The 18926-nt window shown below is 62.8% G+C and carries 12 protein-coding genes; 3 read left to right on the top strand and 9 right to left on the bottom strand.

The genetic code is table 11. The features are described from left to right. Nucleotides 1-4: 4 nt before the first annotated feature. Nucleotides 5-1084: a TerC family protein gene (locus tag HYV14_01690; protein ID MBI2384702.1), complete on the top strand. Its 1080-nt coding sequence runs from the start codon at nt 5-7 to the stop codon at nt 1082-1084. A 5-nt stretch (nt 1085-1089) separates the two neighbouring features. After that, on the top strand, nt 1090-1956 hold the full coding sequence (gene htpX / locus HYV14_01685; GenBank protein ID MBI2384701.1) for a protease HtpX: 867 nt from the start codon (nt 1090-1092) through the stop codon (nt 1954-1956). Between the two features lie 343 nt (nt 1957-2299). Here the strand turns inward: htpX and HYV14_01680 are convergent, their stop codons facing one another. Further along, nucleotides 2300-3772: a Fic family protein gene (locus tag HYV14_01680; protein MBI2384700.1), complete on the bottom strand. Its 1473-nt coding sequence runs from the start codon at nt 3770-3772 to the stop codon at nt 2300-2302. A gap of 409 nt (nt 3773-4181) precedes the next feature. Between HYV14_01680 and HYV14_01675 the strand changes: the two genes are divergently transcribed. Continuing rightward, the gene (locus tag HYV14_01675) at nt 4182-4754 is read left to right on the top strand and encodes a hypothetical protein (protein ID MBI2384699.1); all 573 of its coding nucleotides are present in this window, start codon (nt 4182-4184) and stop codon (nt 4752-4754) included. A 152-nt stretch (nt 4755-4906) separates the two neighbouring features. Here HYV14_01675 and HYV14_01670 read toward each other — a convergent pair whose 3' ends face one another. The 8 genes from HYV14_01670 to HYV14_01635 form a co-directional block, all read right to left on the bottom strand. Then, a complete protein-coding gene (locus HYV14_01670) occupies nt 4907-5797 on the bottom strand; it encodes a PorV/PorQ family protein (GenBank protein MBI2384698.1) in 891 nt (296 codons plus the stop codon). Next, nucleotides 5794-14082 (bottom strand): hypothetical protein, encoded by an 8289-nt coding sequence (locus HYV14_01665; protein ID MBI2384697.1) that lies wholly within the window; start codon nt 14080-14082, stop codon nt 5794-5796. Before HYV14_01665 ends, HYV14_01670 begins: the two co-directional genes overlap by 4 nt. 1 nt (nt 14083) lies before the next feature. Next, complete coding sequence (locus HYV14_01660; GenBank protein MBI2384696.1) at nt 14084-14788, bottom strand: rhodanese-like domain-containing protein; 705 nt, start codon at nt 14786-14788, stop codon at nt 14084-14086. Nucleotides 14789-14824: 36 nt separating this feature from the next. Beyond that, complete coding sequence (locus HYV14_01655; protein MBI2384695.1) at nt 14825-15634, bottom strand: hypothetical protein; 810 nt, start codon at nt 15632-15634, stop codon at nt 14825-14827. After that, on the bottom strand, nt 15631-16179 hold the full coding sequence (locus tag HYV14_01650; protein ID MBI2384694.1) for a hypothetical protein: 549 nt from the start codon (nt 16177-16179) through the stop codon (nt 15631-15633). Before HYV14_01650 ends, HYV14_01655 begins: the two co-directional genes overlap by 4 nt. Nucleotides 16180-16204: 25 nt before the next feature. Continuing rightward, on the bottom strand, nt 16205-16768 hold the full coding sequence (locus HYV14_01645) for a hypothetical protein (GenBank protein ID MBI2384693.1): 564 nt from the start codon (nt 16766-16768) through the stop codon (nt 16205-16207). A gap of 361 nt (nt 16769-17129) precedes the next feature. Continuing rightward, a complete protein-coding gene (locus tag HYV14_01640; GenBank protein ID MBI2384692.1) occupies nt 17130-17765 on the bottom strand; it encodes a hypothetical protein in 636 nt (211 codons plus the stop codon). Nucleotides 17766-18008: 243 nt separating this feature from the next. Then, nucleotides 18009-18899, bottom strand: coding sequence for a hypothetical protein (locus HYV14_01635; GenBank protein ID MBI2384691.1), 891 nt, complete (start codon nt 18897-18899; stop codon nt 18009-18011). Nucleotides 18900-18926: the final 27 nt, after the last annotated feature.

Genomic DNA, 18926 nt, shown 5'->3' with positions numbered 1-18926 from the left:
CCGCATGATCTGGATCTGGTCCTCGTTCATCGCCTTCGTCCTCGCCCTTCTGGCCCTCGACCTCGGGGTGTTCCACCGCGAGGCCCACGTGGTCAAGACCAAGGAGGCCCTGAAGTGGTCCGCGGCGTGGATCACGCTGGGCCTGGCCTTCACCGCCGTGGTCTACTTCCTTTATGAAAGCCACTGGAACGGCATCGGGCTGACCGCGGACCTGATGTCGGTGTCCGCGGCGAACCCTCTCGGACAGAACGACGGCCGCGCGGCGGCCCTGAAGTTCCTGACCGGCTACCTCATCGAGAAGTCGCTCTCGGTGGACAACATCTTCGTGATCGCGATGGTGTTCGGCATGATCAAGGTCCCGGCGCTGTACCGCCACCGCGTGCTGTTCTGGGGCATCCTCGGCGCCCTGCTCATGCGCGGCGTCATGATCGCCGTCGGCGCGCAGATGATCGCGCGCTTCTCCTGGACCATCTACCTGTTCGGCGGGATCCTGATCCTGACCGCGCTGAAGATGATGCTCATCAAGGAGGACGAGGCCGACCCGGCGGGCAGCGCGTTCATCCGATGGGCGCGCAAGGTCCTCCCCGTCACCGACCGCTTCCACGGGGAGCATTTCTTCGTGAAGGCGGGCACCAAGGCCTCCCACGAGGCCCCCGTCCCCGGAGCCGACGAGCAGGTCGACCACGCCGTGGACCGGGCGAAGCACGGGACGTGGATGATGACGCCGCTGCTGCTGGCGCTCATCGTCGTCGAGTTCACCGACCTGGTGTTCGCGGTGGACTCGATCCCGGCCATATTCGCGATCACGACCGACCCGTTCCTCGTCTTCACGAGCAACGTCTTCGCGATCCTCGGCCTGCGCAGCCTGTACTTCGCGCTCGAGGGCATGATCGACAGCTTCCATCACCTGAAGACCGCCCTGGCCCTCGTGTTGCTCCTGGTCGGGATCAAGATGATGGCGCACACCTGGCTGAAGGCCGTCCTCGGCGGCAACTTCAACCTCTGGATCCTTCTGCTCGTGCTGACGATCCTGGCGGGCGGCGTGATCGCCTCGCTGGTTTTTCCTAAAATCAAGGAGAGGTAAATCAAATGACCTGGATGAAACGCGTGTTCCTATTCATGGCCGTGAACCTGCTGGTGGTCCTCACCATCTCCGTCCTGCTGTCGGTGCTGGGCGTGGGACCGTACCTGAGCGCGAGGGGCATCGACTACGGCTCGCTCGCCGCGTTCTGCCTCGCGTGGGGCATGGGCGGCGCCTTCGTCTCGCTGTCCCTGTCGCGCGTGATGGCCAAGTGGAGCATGGGAGTCAAGGTCCTCGACGCGCGCTCCGGCCACCCGCTGGTCGGGACCGTCCACGGCCTCGCGCGCCGCGCGGGCCTGCCGGCGATGCCCGAGGTCGGGATCTACGACAGCCCCGAGCCCAACGCCTTCGCCACGGGCCCGACGAAGTCCCGCGCGCTGGTCGCCGTCTCGACCGGCCTGCTCGAGAGCATGAGCCAGGACGAGCTCGAGGGCGTGCTCGCCCACGAGATCGCCCACGTCGCCAACGGCGACATGGTCACGATGACCTTGATCCAGGGCGTGGTCAACGCCTTCGTCATGTTCCTGGCCCGGGTCATCGCCTTCGCGCTGAGCCGCGGCTCCGACCGCGACCACCGGGGGATGGACCGCCTGACGGTGTTCGCGCTCGAGATCGCTCTCGGAATACTGGGCATGGTCGTCGTCGCCTGGTTCTCCCGCCACCGGGAGTTCCGCGCCGACGCCGGCAGCGCCAAGCTCGGCGGCCGCGAGAAGATGATCGCCGCCCTGCAGGCCCTGCAGCGCCGCTTCGAGCCCCACGACACGCAGGAGGCGCTGGCGACGCTCAAGATCGCCGGCGGGCGCGGCGGCTTCCTGGCGCTGATCTCGACGCATCCGCCGCTGGCGGACCGCATCGCGGCCCTGCGCAGGGCCTAGACCGCCGTTTATTGATACCGTTGCGGCTGCGACCCTGAAATGCCATAATGCCCTGTCGCAGCCGCAATGGTAGGGTGGCTGAGCGGTCAAAAGCACCGGTCTGTAAAACTGACGGGTGCCCCCGGCGCAGGAAGCAGTTCCGCTGTCAGAATCGAGTTCTCGTCGAGAAATCGACAATTACCGCAAACTTGAGTTTGTTCGAGTTTGCGGTTTTTTGTTGGTTTTTGGCGTCATCTCGACACGCATCTCGACAAGGATTTTGGTGCGGGTGCCGGATCGGCGACAACCTCCGGCTCTGGATCAGCGGCAGTTCAGGCACTAGTCCCAGAGACGGAAACTCCTCTTACTCGCTCTTTCGGATGACGAGCTTCGCTTCTCCGGGGTCTTTGAAAGCGTTCGCCGCTTCCAATGCCCGCCGCGCAGTTGGAAAGTCGGAGAAATCGATGCTTGCTGAAAATAACTGGGCGTAATCAAACATGCGCAGATAAGCGCCAGGATCGCCTCTCCGGCTAAGAGCTCGAAGCGCGCCGAGGTAATCGTCGCGAAATACTGTTGGGATGATGATCCGTCGTAAACCTGCCGCGACCAGCTCGGCATTCATCATCACGCGAGCAATACGGCCGTTGCCATCGTTAAAAGGGTGAACCTCGGAAACCAGAAACATCATGAACGCCGCCCGAGCCGATGGAGAATCCAGGACCTTATAAAACTCAAGGCCTCTTGCCAGCGTCCCTCTTACGAGATCTGGCACGACAAATACCGTGTCCCCGGCGCGGTTGACGTCCATCTTCATCTCGCCTGGCCGAATTTCTGGCCTGGCGCCGAGCATAGCTTCATGGCGAGTTGAGAGCAGCGTCCAAAACGAATCCATGGCTTGAGGCCGTTCACTCAGCCCTGCGATGTTCGAGACAACTCGATAAGTTCCTAAGACATCATGCGCATCCTTTGGACGCGTGATTGGGATCCTCCCTTCAAATACGATCTCATGCGCCTGATCAACTTCGAATTTTGTCCCTTCAATATAATTTGAAAAGTAGGACTCGAAGAAGGCGAGCACTCGCAAAGCTTCTGAATTTGTATGCGCCTCAGCAGTCTCTCGTAGCGGAGTTTGTTTTAGGGCAGAGAAAAGAGCCTCGAATACTCTTAGCCGCTCCGGATCGAACGCCTCTCCTGCTGCCCGTGCCTTGGCCAATGCTGATTGCAGTCCAGAAGCCGGTTTTGTCTTGAGCATTGCCCCGATGATCGCATCCAGCGACTTAAACTCTTCGAGGAAGCCGGATTCGTTAGCGACGCGCCGAGCTTCATCACGTAGATTGTTTAGGGCTTTCTCGCCCCTTAGGCGAAGGGTTCTTTCAAGACGTTCTTCTAGCTCTTGACGGGAAATGGCCTTTGACGTGGTCGCTCCTCGGCGACTTGGCTGGAGGTTCTCGAGGAATGCTCGTGGTTCCGATGCGAGGAAGAGGTCCCCCACCATGAAGGGCTTGTCCGCAATTCCAGCGGGCGGACCCTTCATGATTCTGACTGTAAGGCCCGGCAATACGACTTTTCGGGGATAAGAGCTGGTAAGAAATACTTCCCAGCTTGCTGTAGGCTTTCCTTCCAGCGCGGTCCGATGGCTGATGACTGCTTTGGGAAAAAGCCTCCCAAGGATTTCGTGGTAGTTATCTCGGACTATCTTCTCGGGCAGGTCCGTAAGATTGGTTGTGTATAGGCGTGGCGCAATCTTTCTAGCCTGTCCTGCACGCAATAAGCGGCGCAGGCGCTTGGCCTCCTTGTTTTCTGATGTCCCAAAGATGAGTTCTGATAAGGGCGTCATTTTTCACTCTTATGAGCCTGAGAATGACTTGGAGGCCTATAATCTAACTCTAATATAACAGAAGAGGCCTATTTTTTCAAGTCTATAATGTTTAAAGGCCTATTTTTAAATAATACGCCCGCTTTATGGGTTACTCAATGACATTCAGGATGGCTATGCGAATTCTCACTTCCCGACGATCACAGTCGCTATTTCTGTGAGGTGAAAGGCCTCCGCCTGACAACCGCTCAGGTCTAGCCCTAATCCTCGTCGGAGAGGGCGGCCCGAGGGCGTCAAAGTTCGCAAACTCACCAAGTCCGGCCATCTTGACAAGAAGCGCCGGACACGCCATGCTCTCCTGAACATGAACTGCCCGTCCTGTCGGAACGACAATGCCGCCGACGCCTTGTTTTGCCAGGTCTGCTCAGAGATGCTGAGCAAGAAGCCGCAGTCCGCGAGGCCGATGGCCGCCTCACAGTCGGCCGATGCCGCCGCGCTGACGTTCTGGACGCCGCCCTATATCGCCGGCGCCGTCCTGTTTTTCGCTGTCATGGTCCCGGCCAGGCAGTGGCTCATGCGCGCGTTCTGGCTGCCGGACTTCGTGAACTTGGCCTTCCACGAGGGCGGCCACGTCGTCTTCGGCCTGTTGGGCGCGCGCTTCATCATGGTCGCGGGCGGGACCTTGATGCAGCTGCTCCTGCCCGGGGCGGCAATGCTCCACTTCCTTAAGCGCGGGGAGAGGCTCTCCGCCTGCGTCGCGCTGTTCTGGCTCGGGCAGAACTTTCTCGGCATCGGGCACTACGTCGCGGACGCGAGAGCTCAGCAGTTGGACCTCGTGGCCGGCGGCGTCCACGACTGGACCTACCTGCTTGAGACCGCGGGCCTGCTCACCCACGACGTGGGCTTGGGCGCGGCCGTCCAGGTCATCGGCTGTCTGGTGATGGCCGTCGCCGTTTCGGCGGGCGTTCGCTCATACTTCATCGACGCGGAACGACGAGCCTAATATCGCGGGGGCGTTTCAGCGACGCGAGCTGGAGAGCTGCGTCGTAGCGTACTGAAGTAGGCATCTTTTTCTCTTCATTCATGATAATGGCCGCTCGATAGGCTGGTCGGCATATTCCAGTTTGCTCCGGTTTAGCCGTATAGAGGCGACTGCTAAAATCGAGCACCAAGGCTGAACCGGTGAGATCGCCCGAGCTCGCCGGTCGGGAGGATCGCGTAGTCCATGCTCCACTTCTCGTTGCGCATGCCGAGGCCGAAGGTCAACCCGCGCGCCGCGTCGAAGCCTGCGCCGCCGGTGACGGCGCTTTGGGTGGTGTAGCCGGCACGAAGATAGACGTTCTTGAGCGCCTGGAACTCCCCGCCGAAGGAGCCGTCCGTTCCCGCGCCGCGCGGGCCGTTGACGGCCTCGACTGCGGCCGCGTGCCCTCCTGCGAACTTGTAGGCGGCGCCGACGGCGAGCCTGAGGGGCAGGTCGTTGCGCTCGTTGTCGTACTTGAGCCCAGGCCCCAGGTTGCGAAACGCTGCGCCGAACACCAGGCTTCCCAGCGCTCGTTTGGCGCCCACGTCCACGGCGACGGTCTGCGCCTCGACGGAGCCGATGTGGCTGCGGACGTACTTCACGGAGACGCCGAAATCGGCCATGTCGAGCTTGCGGGCGAAGCCGAGGCTCACGGCGGCGTCCGAGGCGTCATATCCTCCCGTCGGGCGTCCAAGGCTGTCGCGCCCCGGAATCTTAGGCTGGCTCAGGTAGGTGAGCCCCGCCGAGAGGACGCCCTGCGTCGTGGGATTCGCGTACGCCAGGAAGTCGAGCCGCGTGCTCTCGAACAGCTCGGCATGGCTCGCCGTCGCCTCGCGCTTCTCCAGGCGCGCCAAGCCCGCGGGGTTCCAGTAGAGGGCGTTCGCGTCGTCGGCCAGGGCCGTGTAGGCGCCGCCCATGCCCAGCGCGCGTCCGCCCACGCCGATGTCGAGAAACGACGCGGTCTCCGCGGCCCAGGAGACCTGGGCGGAGAGGACGATCAGTCCGGCGACCTTGAGTGCTCTCATTTTATGAGGCCGACCTTCCCCGTCTTATGGATGTCCCGTTCGCCGCTCTTGGTCGCGGTCACGACGAAGGTGTAGACCCCCGAGCCGACGCCGGAGACATCCCAGATGTGGTCATAGGTGTACTGCGGGCCTTTCCCGTTCCCGTCGTCGAAGGCGCCGCGGTTTACGAAGTTCGACGACTCGTGGACCTTACGGCCCGACACGTCGTAGACCCTCACTGTGATTGAGTCGGCCAGGCCCGGCTGGATGCGGATCGTGACCGGCCCCTGCCCACGCACGGGATTGGGGAATGCGTACAGGTCCTTGAAGCCGAAGGAGGCGTCGGCCGCCAGGGGGGCGGCGGCGGTCCCGGGTCCCGTCGAGCCCAGGACCTGGTAGAGCGAGAAGTGCGGGGTCTTCGCCTTGATGGTGCCGTTCTTCTTGTCCACCTCCGACTCCAGGGCCTCCCACTCGCCCTTTCCCTTGTTCCAGTAGTGGATCTTGAGGCTGTCCTCGGCGACCCCCTGAGCGGCGATCAGGTCGGGAGTGTACGGCAGGATCAAGGTCACCGGCTCCTTGAATTTCGTCCCTTCGGGGCCGTACTCGACCGGCGCCGAGACGACCTTGAGGTTCTGCTCATCCCTGTTCCGGTCCCGGTCGCCCTCAACGGAGACGGAAGGCGTGGACACGGTGATCTTGAGGTCCTCGGCCAAAGCTCCGGCCGGGATGTTCACCCCGGCCTGGTCGTCGCGCTCCACGCTGCCGCCCTCCTCCCTGTCCACCACCTCCCGGGCGACATGTTCGTCGTTGTGGTCATGCGCGGGCGGCGGGACCACCAGCGCAGGTTCGCCGGTCGAAAGCCCGAACACCTGGATGCGGTCGTTGTTGCGGTCGGCCACGTAGAGTTTGCCGCCGGCGTCCAGGGCCAAGCCCGCGGGCTTGCGCAGGACCAGCCGCTTGGGCAGGGGCTTGTTGTCCTTGATCTTGCCCGGCTCCCCGAACGCCAGCGTCTGGACGCCCGCCGCGTCGAACTTGATCACGCGCGAGGACCTTTGGTCCGAGACCAGCACGCAGCTGCCGTCCGGCGAGACCGCGACCCCCTCGGGACGGCCGGGCTTGCCGCGGCCCCCCTCGCCCTCCGAATGGATGGGCAAAGTCATTAGGAGTTGTCCGGCCGGGCTGAACTTGAGCGCCCGCGCGCCGCGCGGGTCGGCGACGTAGATGTTGCCCGCGCCGTCCAGGGCGATGCCGACGGGACGCCCGAGCTCGGGCCTCTCGCAGTCGCGGTCCTCGTCCTCGCCATCGCCCGAGGCGGGGGGCAGGTCGAAGGCGAGCAGAGGAGCACCGTCAGGCCCCAGCTTCTGGACCCGGTTGTTGTCGGTGTCCGCGACGAAGATGTTCCCCTCGCCGTCGACCGCGACGCCTGAGGGCTTGCGGAACTCTCCCGGCCCCTTCCCCGACTGGAACTCCTGAGATTCGTTCTTCCCCTTGTCCTTGCCGTCTTTGTCGTCGTCCTTCCTTCCGGGCTTGCGCCGTCCTACCTCGAGCAGCACCTGTCCCGTGGCGGAGAGTTTCAAGATCCGGTCGTTGTGGGTATCGGCTATGAATATGGCTCCCGCGGCATCCACCGCCACGCTCTTGGGCTTGTTCAGCCGCAGGCCCGCGTCCTCGTCATTGTCTCGCCCGTGGCCGCGCCCGAAGGAAACCAACGCAGTCCCGGTGGCGGAGAAGACCTGGACTTGGTCGTCGTTGGTCTCGGCGACGTAGATCCGGCCGTCCGCGCCGGCCGCCACGCCCTGGGGCATGTTGAAGGTCTCGTGACTTCCCAACACCAGCAGCCGCCCGGGGTCGCCCACGAAGACGCTGAGGGTCGCGACGGAGGCGTTGCGCACCTGATCCAAGACGGTCAGCCGCAAGGTCTGCCAGCCCGACAACGACCGAGCGTCCCAGGTCCCCAATAGGCCCGCGTCCACCGCGGCCGTCCCGGAGCTCGCCGCCACGAAGCCGGCGGCGGCGTCGCGTCCCGGAGCGGACTCAAGGAGATAACTCGCGAAATGCAGGTCCCGCGCCGTGCCCCGCACCGGGATGATCCCCTTGACCACCGAGCAGATGCCCTGCCCGCCGTGCGGCGAGTCGATGACGGCCACGGGACGCGTGGAGTCCAGCAGCAGCGCGCGGGAGCGCACCGGCTCCGTGTTGAGCACCTGATCGCGCGAGTAGAACTCGACCGTACCGGCCCCATCGGCGCCCGTGAATGTGAATGAAGCCGTGTAAACCAGGAAGGGAGCCGTGCTAGGCATTACGTCGACGAAACGGTAGAACGTCTCCTTCACCCCTGAGGCGACCGCGTTGACCGTCGGGTCCTGCGCCGCGATGGACAACGGCGTCATCGAGCTGACCAGGACGGTCGCGCTGGAAAGCGAGAAACTCGGCTCGCCGATCGCCAGCTCGCTCGCCGGAGGCGTGGCGTCCGACCGCAGCTCCAGCGTGCGCTCCGCCGACACGTTGCCCACCCGGTCCAAGGCCCGGTAGCGGACCGTGTGGAGGCCCTCGGAGAAGGTGAGCGGGGCGTTGAAGGCGGCGTAGACGCCTGCGTCGACGGAGACCTCGACGCGCTCCGCCCCCGAGCCGGGCTCGCCCGACGGCAGGGATGGATCGGCGGCGGAGAAGGAGATCGACGACGCCGGGGCGACGTAGACCGTCCCGTCCGCGGCCGTGAAGGTCGGGGCACCCATGGAAATCGCGGTCACCGGCGGCGTCGCATCCACCAGCACGGTCGTCGAGCGCAGGACCTCCAGGTTTAGGACGTTATCCTGGGCCTGATAACCCAGCGCGTGCCGACCCTCGCCCAGGGCCGGCGGAGCCGCGAAGTTCTGGAACGCCCCGCCGTTATCCTGGTAGCGGACCGCGGCCAGGCCTGACGCTACTCCGCTCGTTACAGGATCGAAGGACATGAAGGCCACGCGAGTGTCCGAGGAGGCATAGAAGCTCGCGGCATCGGGACCGGCGACCTGGCGGCCGCCGACGACGACCAGCGAACTCTGCGGAGCGGTGGCGTCGAGCGCCACGCTTGAGGTCTTCTCCGCCTCGACGTTGCCCACGTTGTCCGCGGCGGACCACGCCACGTTCCTCAGGCCGTCCGGCGCGGGGAGCGTGAAGACGGACAGATAAGGCCCGAACGCGGCGGCGTCAAGCCGGAAGGAAATCCCGGACACGCCCGAGGCGGTCCCCGCGACCGTCGGGTCTTGCGAGTTCAAGGAGAACGGCGTCGCCGTGCTCACGTACACGGTGCCGCTGGAGATGAACTGAGGAGCGCCGATGGCGAGCGCCGTGAGAGGCGCCGCGGCGTCCACGAAGACCGTAGCGCTCTGAAGCAGTTCGAGATGCCCCAGGTTGTCCTCGCTCTGGAAGTCCACGCGCCGCACGCCCTCGGTCAAAGTGAACGTCGTCGCGTAGGCCTGGAAGGACCCGGAATCGAGCGCGTAGCGCGTGAAGGCCAGGCCCGAGGCGACGTCGCCCACGACCGGGTCCGCGGCCGGGAGCGAATAAGAGAAGCTCAGCGGGGCGAAACGCGCGCCGTCGGCCGCGGTGAAGAACGTCCCGCTAGGCGCGAACACCGTGAGCGGGGGCGTCGCGTCCGAGCGGAGCAGGAGCTCGCGTTCCGCCTCCACGTTGCCGACGTTGTCCACGGCTCGGTAGCGCACGACGTGCCGACCTTCGGCGAAGGTCAAGCCGGCCGCGTAAACGGCGAAGGCCGCGCCGTCCACGCTGACCTCGATGCGACCCACGCCGGATGCGACCCCGTCGACGGCCGCGTCCTGGGCCGAGAAGGAGATCGGCGTGGCCGGGGTGACGTACCGCGTGCCGTCCGCGGCGACATAAAGCGGTACAGCGATCGTCGCGGCGCTGACCGGCGGCGTCGCGTCGAGCAGGACGGTCGCGCTCGCGAGCGGCTCGGCGTTGAGGACGTTGTCGCGGCTGTAGAAGGAAACGGTACGCGGGCCATCCGCGCCGAAGAGGGTGAAGGTGACCGGGGCCGGCGCGAAGACGTTCGTCGAAACGGAGAGGAACGTGTCCTTGACGCCCGAGGCCACGCCGCCCGAGACCGGGTCCTGGGCGGAAAGGCTCAGGATGGTCGCCGGTCCGACCACCGTGCCCGAGGCCTGCGTAATGGACGGCGAGGAGATCAGAAGCTGGGTGAGAGGAGGCGTCAAGTCCACGACGATCGAGGTGCTCACGGGAATCTCGGAGTTGCCGAGCAAGTCGCGGCTGTACCAGCTCAAGGCGTGCTCGCCTTCGGACGACAGGCTGATCGCGGAGACGGCTGCCGCGAAAGCGGCCGAATCGACGGACAGAAGCGTTTGCGCCGCCCCCGCCCCGCTCCCGTCGCCCAGGGAGGCCAGGTCGTCGGCCGCGGAGAACTCGATCGGCGTCGTGGAACTCACGTAGAGCCGGTCCCCCGCGAACTTCGGCTCCCCGAAAGCGGCGGCGGTGCGCGGCGGCAGGCCGTCCACGGCCGCTTGCGCGCTGCGCGTGGCCTCCACGTTGCCCGCCAGGTCGACGCTGTAGAACTGCACGGTGTAAGTGCCCAGGGCCACGAGCGTGAAGGTCCCGGAGTAAGCCGCGAAAGTGCTTGAACCCACGGCGTAGAAGGTCCTCGCGGGCTCGGAGGCGGTCAAGCCCAGCGGGGTCGCGGCGGTCACGAAAAGCGTCGTCGAGCTGAACAGAGGGTCTCCGACGACCAACGTCGTCTCCGGCGGGACGCTGTCGAGGAAGAACGTCGAACTCGCCGTCGCGACGTTGCCCGCGTAGTCGGCGACCGCGGCCGTCACCGTGTGGCTGCCCTGGGCGAGCGCCGCATCGGGCGTGAAGCTCGCTTCGGAGGCGGTCACGACCGCCGACGCGGTCGCGTCCGCGCCGTCGAGCGTCAGGCGCACCGTGGCGGGGGCGACGCCGGGGCCGATTGCTGAATAAACGGCGGTGATTCGAGGCGTCGGGGTCGTGACCGTGCTTCCATTGATCGGCGTGAGCGCCAAGGTCGGCGGCACGTGCGACTTGCCGAGCAAGGCGAAGATCGAGGCGAGGCTGGGTATGGTCGCGATGACGTTCTGATCGTCCACGCTGAGCGTTTGGGCCGAGACCGCCACCCAGCCCGAGCCCGCGACGTACTGATAGATCGCCAGATCGCTCGGGACCAAGCCGAGGGCTGCGAGCGTCGCGGCTGAGTAGCGGAGGGTCAGCGCCGCGTACGGATTAAAGACGGCGCCCTCGGGTCCCAGGTCGTAGATCGAACTCACCAAGATCAGCCCGACGGGCGCCGCGCTCGCGAACGCGACGGCGCCTTTGCCCTCCGCCGGCGAGAGCAACGTCGCGGTGACGGATTGATTGGCCGAGAACGCCAATTCCGGGTAGCCGTTCACGGTCACCGTGCTGCGGATGAGCCCCGCCACGTTGCTCAGAGGCGAAACGCCTCCGAGGGCGTTCCGGCTCACGAGCGCCGCGTAGAACCCGGGTTCCGTGACGCCGGCGACGTCGATCGACAAGACGGTGCCCGACGAGGCCGGAGCGGGCGCCGGAATCGCCGTCGCCGCGTCGAAGTTGTCCGTTGTAATGGGGAAGGTGGCGCGCCTCAAGTCGTAAGAGACTTGAGGTATGGCCCCGACCGGCTCGGTCCAGCGCAACGTGACGGAGGACGGGTGGACGGCGGCAAGGGCGAGATCGACGACGGCGGCCGGCGGCGCGGCCACGGCGACCAAAGCGCTGCGCGCGATCTCCGCGTTGCCCAGCACGTCGACGCTGTAGAACTGGATCGTGTGCGTGCCTTGGGCGACGAGCGTGAAGGTCCCGGTGTAGGCCGTAAAGCTGCTGGAATCGATCGCGAAGAGCGTTTGCGCCACACCCAGCCCTATGCCGTCGCCTTCCACGGCCTTGTCATCCACGGCGGACAGGCTCAGTATCGTGCCGGTGGCGATATAGACCGGCGACGCGCCAAACTGCGGCAAGCCCACCGCCAACGACGTGAGCGGCGGCAGATTGTCCACGGGCGCGGTCCGCATCGCGCCCAAATCGGCGTAGGCCGTCTCGGTCAAGGCCCGGTTGCGGGCCTTGACCTGGCCGTAGAAGGTGGTCCCCGAGGGTAGGCCCGCGAAGGTGAAGTCGTGCGCGCGCACCCAGCCGCTCGCGGCGAAGACGGGCGCGCGGGACGCGGAAGTGGAAAGCTCGCTGAAGAACTCCGTATCGGTCGGGTTGCCGTCGAGGAGCCATTGCGCCTGCGCCGAGTCTGTCGTGATGCTCACAAAGGCCGGCGAAGTCGTGGCCGGCGGGAGGGCCAACGTGGTCACGCCGGCGATGACGACGGCCGGCGTGAGGGCCTGGGCGCCGTTGCGCTCAACCGAGGTCACGGAATAGGTCTGATTGGCGTTGAGGCCCGAGAAGACGGCGGAGGACTGATCGGCCGTGAAGGCCGTTTGCTCGCCGCTGGAAAGCGCGACCTGATACTCGGTCCCGGCGCCGTTGGCTGAAGTGGTCCAACTCAAGGCGAACCCGGACGCCGTGATTGACGTGACCTGGACGGCCGTCGGCGGATTGGCCAACGTCTGAACGACGACCATATTGGAGACCGAGGAGAACTGCCCGGCGGCGTTGGCCAGGAAGACCGCGATTTGATAGGTGGCGTTGCCGAGCAGGCCCGAGAGCAGGTAGTCCTGCCCGGCCAGGGCCTGCGTCACGGTCGAGAAGCTCACAGCGGCGCCCGCGACGCCGGGGACCGCGGACGGATCGGTCGAGGCGAAAATCGCGTAGCGTCCGCCCACGATGGTGCCGCTTGAGCCCTCCGCCCCCGTCGCGTTCCAACTCAAGGACAAAGCTCCAGGTCCGGACGCCAGCGCGCTCAAATTCGAGATCGGGTCGGGCGGGACGATCAAGGACGCGGCGTTGAACGTCATGGCGTAGCCGACCGGCTCCGACGACGTGAAGTCGAGCAGATGGAGGAAATAGGTGCGGGTGTTCGTCAGCTTGTCGATGTGCTTGGCGATCCAAGCGTTGCGCGGGTTGATGGGTTTGCCGTCGGAGCGGCTGACGGACGTCAGCGGCACCGAGTCGCCCTGAGGGAACGGGATCGAGGTATGGACCCAGGTGCCGGTCGGCACCGCTTGATCGAAGACGACGTTCAGGACGCCGTTTGACCCGGACAATCCCCCGCCCAGGTGCGCGGGGACGTTGCGCACCGGCGTGAAGCCGGGGCGGTCCGAGTCGATGAGGGCGTCCGGCTTGGGTTCCAGGCCCGACTGATAGTCCGACTCCATCCGGCTGCGCGGCGTGCCCACGTTCACCAGCAGGTCGTACTGCGCGTCGCGCCCGGGCTGGTCGTCGAGCACGTCCTTGATCAAGGTGTAGGTCGTCACGCTCTGGATCAGCGACGTCAGGGCGCCGCCGAGCGAGGCGTCGTGGGTGGCCGTGACGGTGAAGTCCGTGAAGCGGCCGGAGAAGGAAGAGGTCATCTGCCAGGAGGCGAGCGAGCTTCCGCCGGGCGGGATGTTCCCGAACGGGACGGTCAAGGTGTTGGCCGGCAGGGGGCTGGAGTTCAGGAACGCCCCGACGATCTGGAACGAGATCGGCAGGCCCTGCTTGTTGTCCGTGATACCGGGCTGGGCGGAGTCGATCTGGAAGTTGACCGCCGTGCCGGCGCCCACGTTCGACACGCGCAGCCCGAGCGGGAAGGGCTCGGTCGAGCCGGTCAAGGTGAAGGGATCGACGCCGAACACCTCGAAGGGCATCAGGTATTCCAGGCTCAGCAGCGGCTGCGGGTAGACCGTGATGTACGCGGGCTGCGTGGGGTTCAGGCCGGGAGTCTCTCCCGAGACGTAGGAGATCTGGGCCGTGACCTGGTACTGGGTGCCGTCGTACTGCGAGCCGCCCGCCCCCGGCGACGGGATGATGAGCCAGCGGATGTCCGCCACGGCGGCCGGCTGCATCGTGCCGGTCCCGTCGACGGCGGAGACGCCGGCGATGTCCGTCACCTTATTGAAGAAGAGGGCGTCGGCCGGGTTGCCGAGCGAGTCCTTGATGCTTATCGTCACGCGCAGGCTCGACAGCGGCGTGTCCGCCTGGTTGTTCGTCAGGACGAGGTGCGCGTTGAACGCCTCGCGCTCGAGCGCGGCCTTCTGCTCCAGCTCGAGCTTCACGACGGTGCAGACGGAGGCGGCCCTGGCGAACGGAGGACGGACGAAGCCGGTCCAGGATGCCGCGACGAGCGACAACCCGAGCGCTGTCCGAACCGCCAGGCGGCGAATCCGTTCGCTGTTCATGTTATGAGCCTTTCTGAGACCCCGCTTCTAAAGGAAAGCCCTTCATCGCCCACGCCCCGACTCCGCCCGCCAGCGCACGCGCGCCGACGCCCGCCTCGGCCAGCTGCCGCACTGCGGTCTTGCTGCGCTGCGAGACGCGATCGTAGACCACGATATCCGAATGCTTTCGGAGTGACTTCACCGACTTCGAGAGGTTTTCCAGCGGAATGCTGCGGGCTCCTGGAAGATGCCCGGCGGTGAAATCCTCGGCAGAGCGCACGTCCACGACGACGACCGCACCGGTCTTGTGAATACGGTCCTGCAGTTCCCCCGCGTCGATGTCGCCCTTCACCTTCTCCTTCTCGATGGGCACAGGCAGCACGGGATAGCCGCTCTTCTCCCACTGGGCGATTCCGCCGTAGAGCACTCCGATGTTCTCGACGCCGTTCGACATCAAAGTCTTGGCCGCCGCGTGGCTGAGCGGGCAATGCGCGTCGCCGCAGTAGAGGATGATCCGTCCGCCTTTGGGCAGGTCAGCCGATCCAATCGCGTCCTTCGGGATATTGATAGCGCCGTCGATGTGGCGGATCTGGTACTGACCGACGTCGCGCACGTCGACCAAAGTGAAGGAGCCCTTGTCGACCTGCAACTGCCGTAGTCTTTCCGGCAAGACCAACTCTTGGCCGAAAGCGGCGGCTCCCATAAGCGCAGGAAGCGCGATGAACATGCCGCCGAGCACAGTCCTATTCATTGTGTTCATGGTTCATTTCGTTTTTAACAGGCGATCAAGTTCCTTTTTTGCTTCCTCTCGAATAGGGAACACTTGCTCCTGGTCGCTCTTCCGGATGAAAGACCGCGAGTCCGTCGCGGATATTTCCTTCAACCTCTTTAGTGCTTTAGCTTTCGAGAAGTGCCGCAGGTTCCTGATAGCGATTCTTTTGATTCCGTCGTTCTCATCGGATGAGGCATCGAACACTGTCTTCTCTGCTTGCTCCTGGAGTGATGGTGATAACGTTCCCTTTTCTTTCAGTCGACCGAGCAAATCGATCATTTCGGCGCGCAGTGCCAGAGACGAGCTCGGATCGGCCCGCTCCTGAATGGCCAATCGACCAGCCTCATCGCCGAAATCCAAAGCCGCATCTCGATGTCCTTCGACCAAGGCCCGTAGCGCCCGCTTATCTCCTTTGAGGACTGGGACCGCACGAGTGGCGAGTTCTCCTTGGCACTCGCCGAAGCCTTCCCCAATTTGGGACTTGAGACCGGCAGGGTTCTCGCCCCGATCATAGGCATGGCGCCAGTCTTCATTGATCTTATTGATTCGCTCGACAAGGCCGATCAACGAAGATTTGACGGTCTCGTCGGCAAATAGAGCAGTAGGCGCATACGTGACGACGGCACACCAGCCGTCATAATTCCTGGCGTCGCTTCGCAAGATCGCGGCAGCCTTCGCCGGAGACATCTTCACGATGTCATCTCGCTGTAACGGAACCGCAGGATTCTCGCCGCCATAAGCGGTGGCTGCCGCGAGCGCGGGAAGCGAAAAGAGCATGCCGGCTATGGCCTTCTGCCTCATTTTTTGGCTTTGATACGCGACAAAAATTCCTTCATGTCAGCCGCCGTCTTCTTCACGTCGGCCTTGATGTTCTTATTCTTTTGCAAATGCGCGGACAAAAAGGAGAAAAAAGCCTCCGATTGCAGAGGTGCCATATAAAAAACCTCGTTCATATCGAGCATTGAAAAAACGGAAATCTGGAACGAGCCCCTATCAGCGGACGCGGTCGAACCTGCGTTTTCGGACCCGTGAATAAAATCCAAGATGGGCGCATAATCGGTATCGCTTAGAACGATGATTTTCGCGAGTTGCGCATATTTCAGTTCGCCATTCGACGCACCGGGCGAGAATGCAATAATGAATTCCGATACCGGCTTATCACTGACTCCTATATGCTGAAGTGCGATCCAATGTTTAAAGTTCGCTACCGCTGCCCTGTTTGTTTTCAAAATACGCGGCATCTCCGGCTTAGGAGCAGCAGGATTCACACCTCCGGCCGCCGCCGCCATGCCAATGCAGTGCATAAGCAGGAACGCCGCAACGCCTGCGCAGTCTCTTCTAATCATCTCTTGTCCTCGGGATCATTGGACATTAGCGATCTCTCCGGTCATCTACGGCCTTCAATATTCGAGTTATAGATGTCTGCTCGTTCGGTACATACTCCTTCAGCAATCCTTCGAGCTCATCCATGCGTCTCGGAGGTTTTGAATAGGCTTCAACAAGAAACTCCTCATTTCTCCTCACGAAACCCTTCTGACGGTTTCTCAAAGTGTATTGCTCGTGATATCTCGCCGCTTTCCGGTTATTCGCGTCGATTGTAGCCTCGTACTGCGCGCGAAGCTGCGGTGACTTGACCTCGCTCGGACCGATCCCAGCAGGCAATCCAGTGGATGCGGGTGGCGCGACGTTGAGCAACGGCTTATCATTAGGGTTCCAAGTAGGATCGATAGAAGCCAGCAACCGCTTCCACACCTGCAATCGAAGGATCGCATCAGCTCGGCGTTGACCTGCCCACTCATCGCTTGTTTGAGCCGCTCGAGAACCGGCTAAGTCGGAACCGACATAATCCGCAAGTCCCATCAACGTCTCAATCGGCGTTTGAGCCTGATCCGCCAGCCCCGCAAGTGAGTACTTTCTCAGGAGCTTATGCTTCATCGCTCGTGGATACGGTCCCGAACCGACCTCCTGACAGAGTTTCAGCATCACGTCAGCATGACGCCAATTATCTCTAGCTTTCCATTTGTCGTGAAGACGATCGCCAACCCGCTCTAGCTCCGCCCCACCCGCAGACCGGCCGGCCGTCGTAATCAAATTCATGTCGCTTTGCAGCTCATCTGTGCTGTCCACAGGTGCTCCGTGTGCGAGGCCAACTACGAGCGTCGCGAACGCCGCAACCTTACCGGGACCTCTCAGAAAACTCACTGGATCGGGATATGTATTCATAGGACCTCGATTGACATTGCTCCTTGCTGAGAGTGGCCTTTTCGAAGTATCCCGAACAAAACAATCAATGTGCTCACCGATATTCCCCTTTATGATCTTGCCACCATTGCTTCCATTCCGTATAAAAGAAGTGCTGTTTGTTGGGTTCCTTTTTCTGAATATCCATGAATGGAGGTTGGACGATGTTCCCGAGTGCCTCAGCAGCGACTGAGCCCAGGGTCTTGCACATGATCAGGCCACCTACGGCTCCAGGCCGCCTGACTCGCGCCTGCGGCGGAGTGCAGGTGTCGACTCCAAGTAAAGGGCCAAGATGTTTGATGGCTCGCGAGTCACCGATATAGCCCAGATATTCGACGATTTCTTTCTTCCATTCGTCGTTCGTCGTTGAGAGTTCGACGATGAAGTCGTTCAAGTAATCGGCCTCTTTCATCCTAGTCAGAGCCGCTTTCGCCGAAAAGGAAGCATCCCGATGTTCCTCGGTCCAGCGCGCGCCATAGACTTTCTTTTTCTGTTCGAATTCGGATTCGTCGAGTTTGAGCCTTTCGCGCATCTCACTTTCCCTGAAACGCGTGCCCGCCAACTTACGCAACAGCGCAGCAGATGCCTTGTCTTTCCTCAATCCCAGGGCTAATACTGCCTCGGAATCGAGCCGATCAGCTCTCGCCCGCAGTTCCTCCGTGGGTACGTTTTTTTCATAGTTCTTGAACATCCACTTCGAATGCGCACCGTATGGGAGTACTAAAAGAATACCGACCCAAAGACAACGCGACCGAATATTGCTCATCATGGATTTCGTCTCCGACCTTCGATGGGAATGACCGTATTTCCTCTGTCAGGATTCACACCTCCGGCCGCTGTGGCAATGCCGACACAAAGGAGGGTGAACAGCACCGTTCCCATTGTCGCTAGCCTGACGGCAGGCGACGGAGTTGTGAGAGACGCGCTCATTAGCCTACGGGGGTTCATCAGCCTCCGGCAATAACGGTGATCTATCATCCTCAGAGAGAAGCAAGATGGACTCGTGGTCAACCGGATACCTGGTCCCAGATCGAACCCATTTCAAAGCTCGCGACGTTTCGCGGCGCACGAACGCAGATCCGGAAGACTGAATTTCTTCAAGCACTGGAACTGAGCGGACGTCAGGCAAAGCCATAATTAGCTTCATGCGGCGCTGAAAGGCTGTATGCTCGGGAGTCCAGGGAGGAGGTTCGGGCCGGGGGGTTGCGGCTTTTAGTCCCGAGAGGGCGGCTTGAAGCGCAGGTCCTCCAAGCGTGACAAGGCTGCGCAAGGCTTCCTCCGCAGCCGCAGGAGATTCTGGATCACCGAGCATACGTAGTGCTTCGGCGATTTCAGCCGAAGATGATAGCGCCTTGAGTTTCGACGCGGCACGTGCTTTGTCGCGAAGTCTCTCGGTTTTGTTCGTCGCTTCCGGTATCCGCAGATGCACATCGTCGATGGATTTAGCCCAGCCTTGATTTATGAACATCTCGGCCGTATCGGGGATTCTTTGCGGAGCCACTCGAGTAATTCGCTGAAAATATTTCCAACGCGCTTCTGGCGGCAGCTTGGCGAGTTGCGATTTAACACGACGAGATCGCAGAGCGTCCTGCAATATCCAAGAGCCGTCCTTCTTTAGCAGGTCCTCGTCGCGAGCATCAAGCTGATCCCCACAACGCTCGACTGCAACTCGACGGGAGTAAGGGTCGGTGTCCTTGAGGACAATTCGCAATGCGGCGGAACAGCCTGCGCCGGTCTTCAGCGCGGTTTCAAAATTTTGAATCTTTCGGGCATGGGACATCAAAGACGATTCATGATCGAGCTTCCCTTCGGCTGCTGCCGGCATGTGGCCGATTGCAAGGCCTAAGAATAT

The organism is Elusimicrobiota bacterium (assembly GCA_016182905.1).
Lineage (GTDB): Bacteria > Elusimicrobiota > Elusimicrobia > UBA1565 > UBA9628 > GWA2-66-18.
The sequence above is the reverse complement of the archived record's forward strand: the minus strand, read 5'-3'. Positions and strand labels throughout refer to the sequence as shown.

Excerpts from the sequence above, each read along its gene's own strand:
- HYV14_01640 (MBI2384692.1), bottom strand. The coding sequence starts at position 17,765 with ATGTTCAAGAACTATGAAAAAAACGTACCCACGGAGGAACTGCGGGCG.
- HYV14_01645 (MBI2384693.1), bottom strand. The coding sequence starts at position 16,768 with ATGAAGCATAAGCTCCTGAGAAAGTACTCACTTGCGGGGCTGGCGGAT.
- HYV14_01670 (MBI2384698.1), bottom strand. The coding sequence starts at position 5,797 with ATGAGAGCACTCAAGGTCGCCGGACTGATCGTCCTCTCCGCCCAGGTC.
- HYV14_01680 (MBI2384700.1), bottom strand. The coding sequence starts at position 3,772 with ATGACGCCCTTATCAGAACTCATCTTTGGGACATCAGAAAACAAGGAG.
- HYV14_01690 (MBI2384702.1), top strand. The coding sequence starts at position 5 with ATGATCTGGATCTGGTCCTCGTTCATCGCCTTCGTCCTCGCCCTTCTG.
- HYV14_01655 (MBI2384695.1), bottom strand. The coding sequence starts at position 15,634 with ATGAGGCAGAAGGCCATAGCCGGCATGCTCTTTTCGCTTCCCGCGCTC.
- HYV14_01675 (MBI2384699.1), top strand. The coding sequence starts at position 4,182 with ATGCTGAGCAAGAAGCCGCAGTCCGCGAGGCCGATGGCCGCCTCACAG.
- HYV14_01650 (MBI2384694.1), bottom strand. The coding sequence starts at position 16,179 with ATGATTAGAAGAGACTGCGCAGGCGTTGCGGCGTTCCTGCTTATGCAC.
- HYV14_01635 (MBI2384691.1), bottom strand. The coding sequence starts at position 18,899 with ATGCCGGCAGCAGCCGAAGGGAAGCTCGATCATGAATCGTCTTTGATG.
- HYV14_01660 (MBI2384696.1), bottom strand. The coding sequence starts at position 14,788 with ATGTTCATCGCGCTTCCTGCGCTTATGGGAGCCGCCGCTTTCGGCCAA.
- htpX (MBI2384701.1), top strand. The coding sequence starts at position 1,090 with ATGACCTGGATGAAACGCGTGTTCCTATTCATGGCCGTGAACCTGCTG.
- HYV14_01665 (MBI2384697.1), bottom strand. The coding sequence starts at position 14,082 with ATGAACAGCGAACGGATTCGCCGCCTGGCGGTTCGGACAGCGCTCGGG.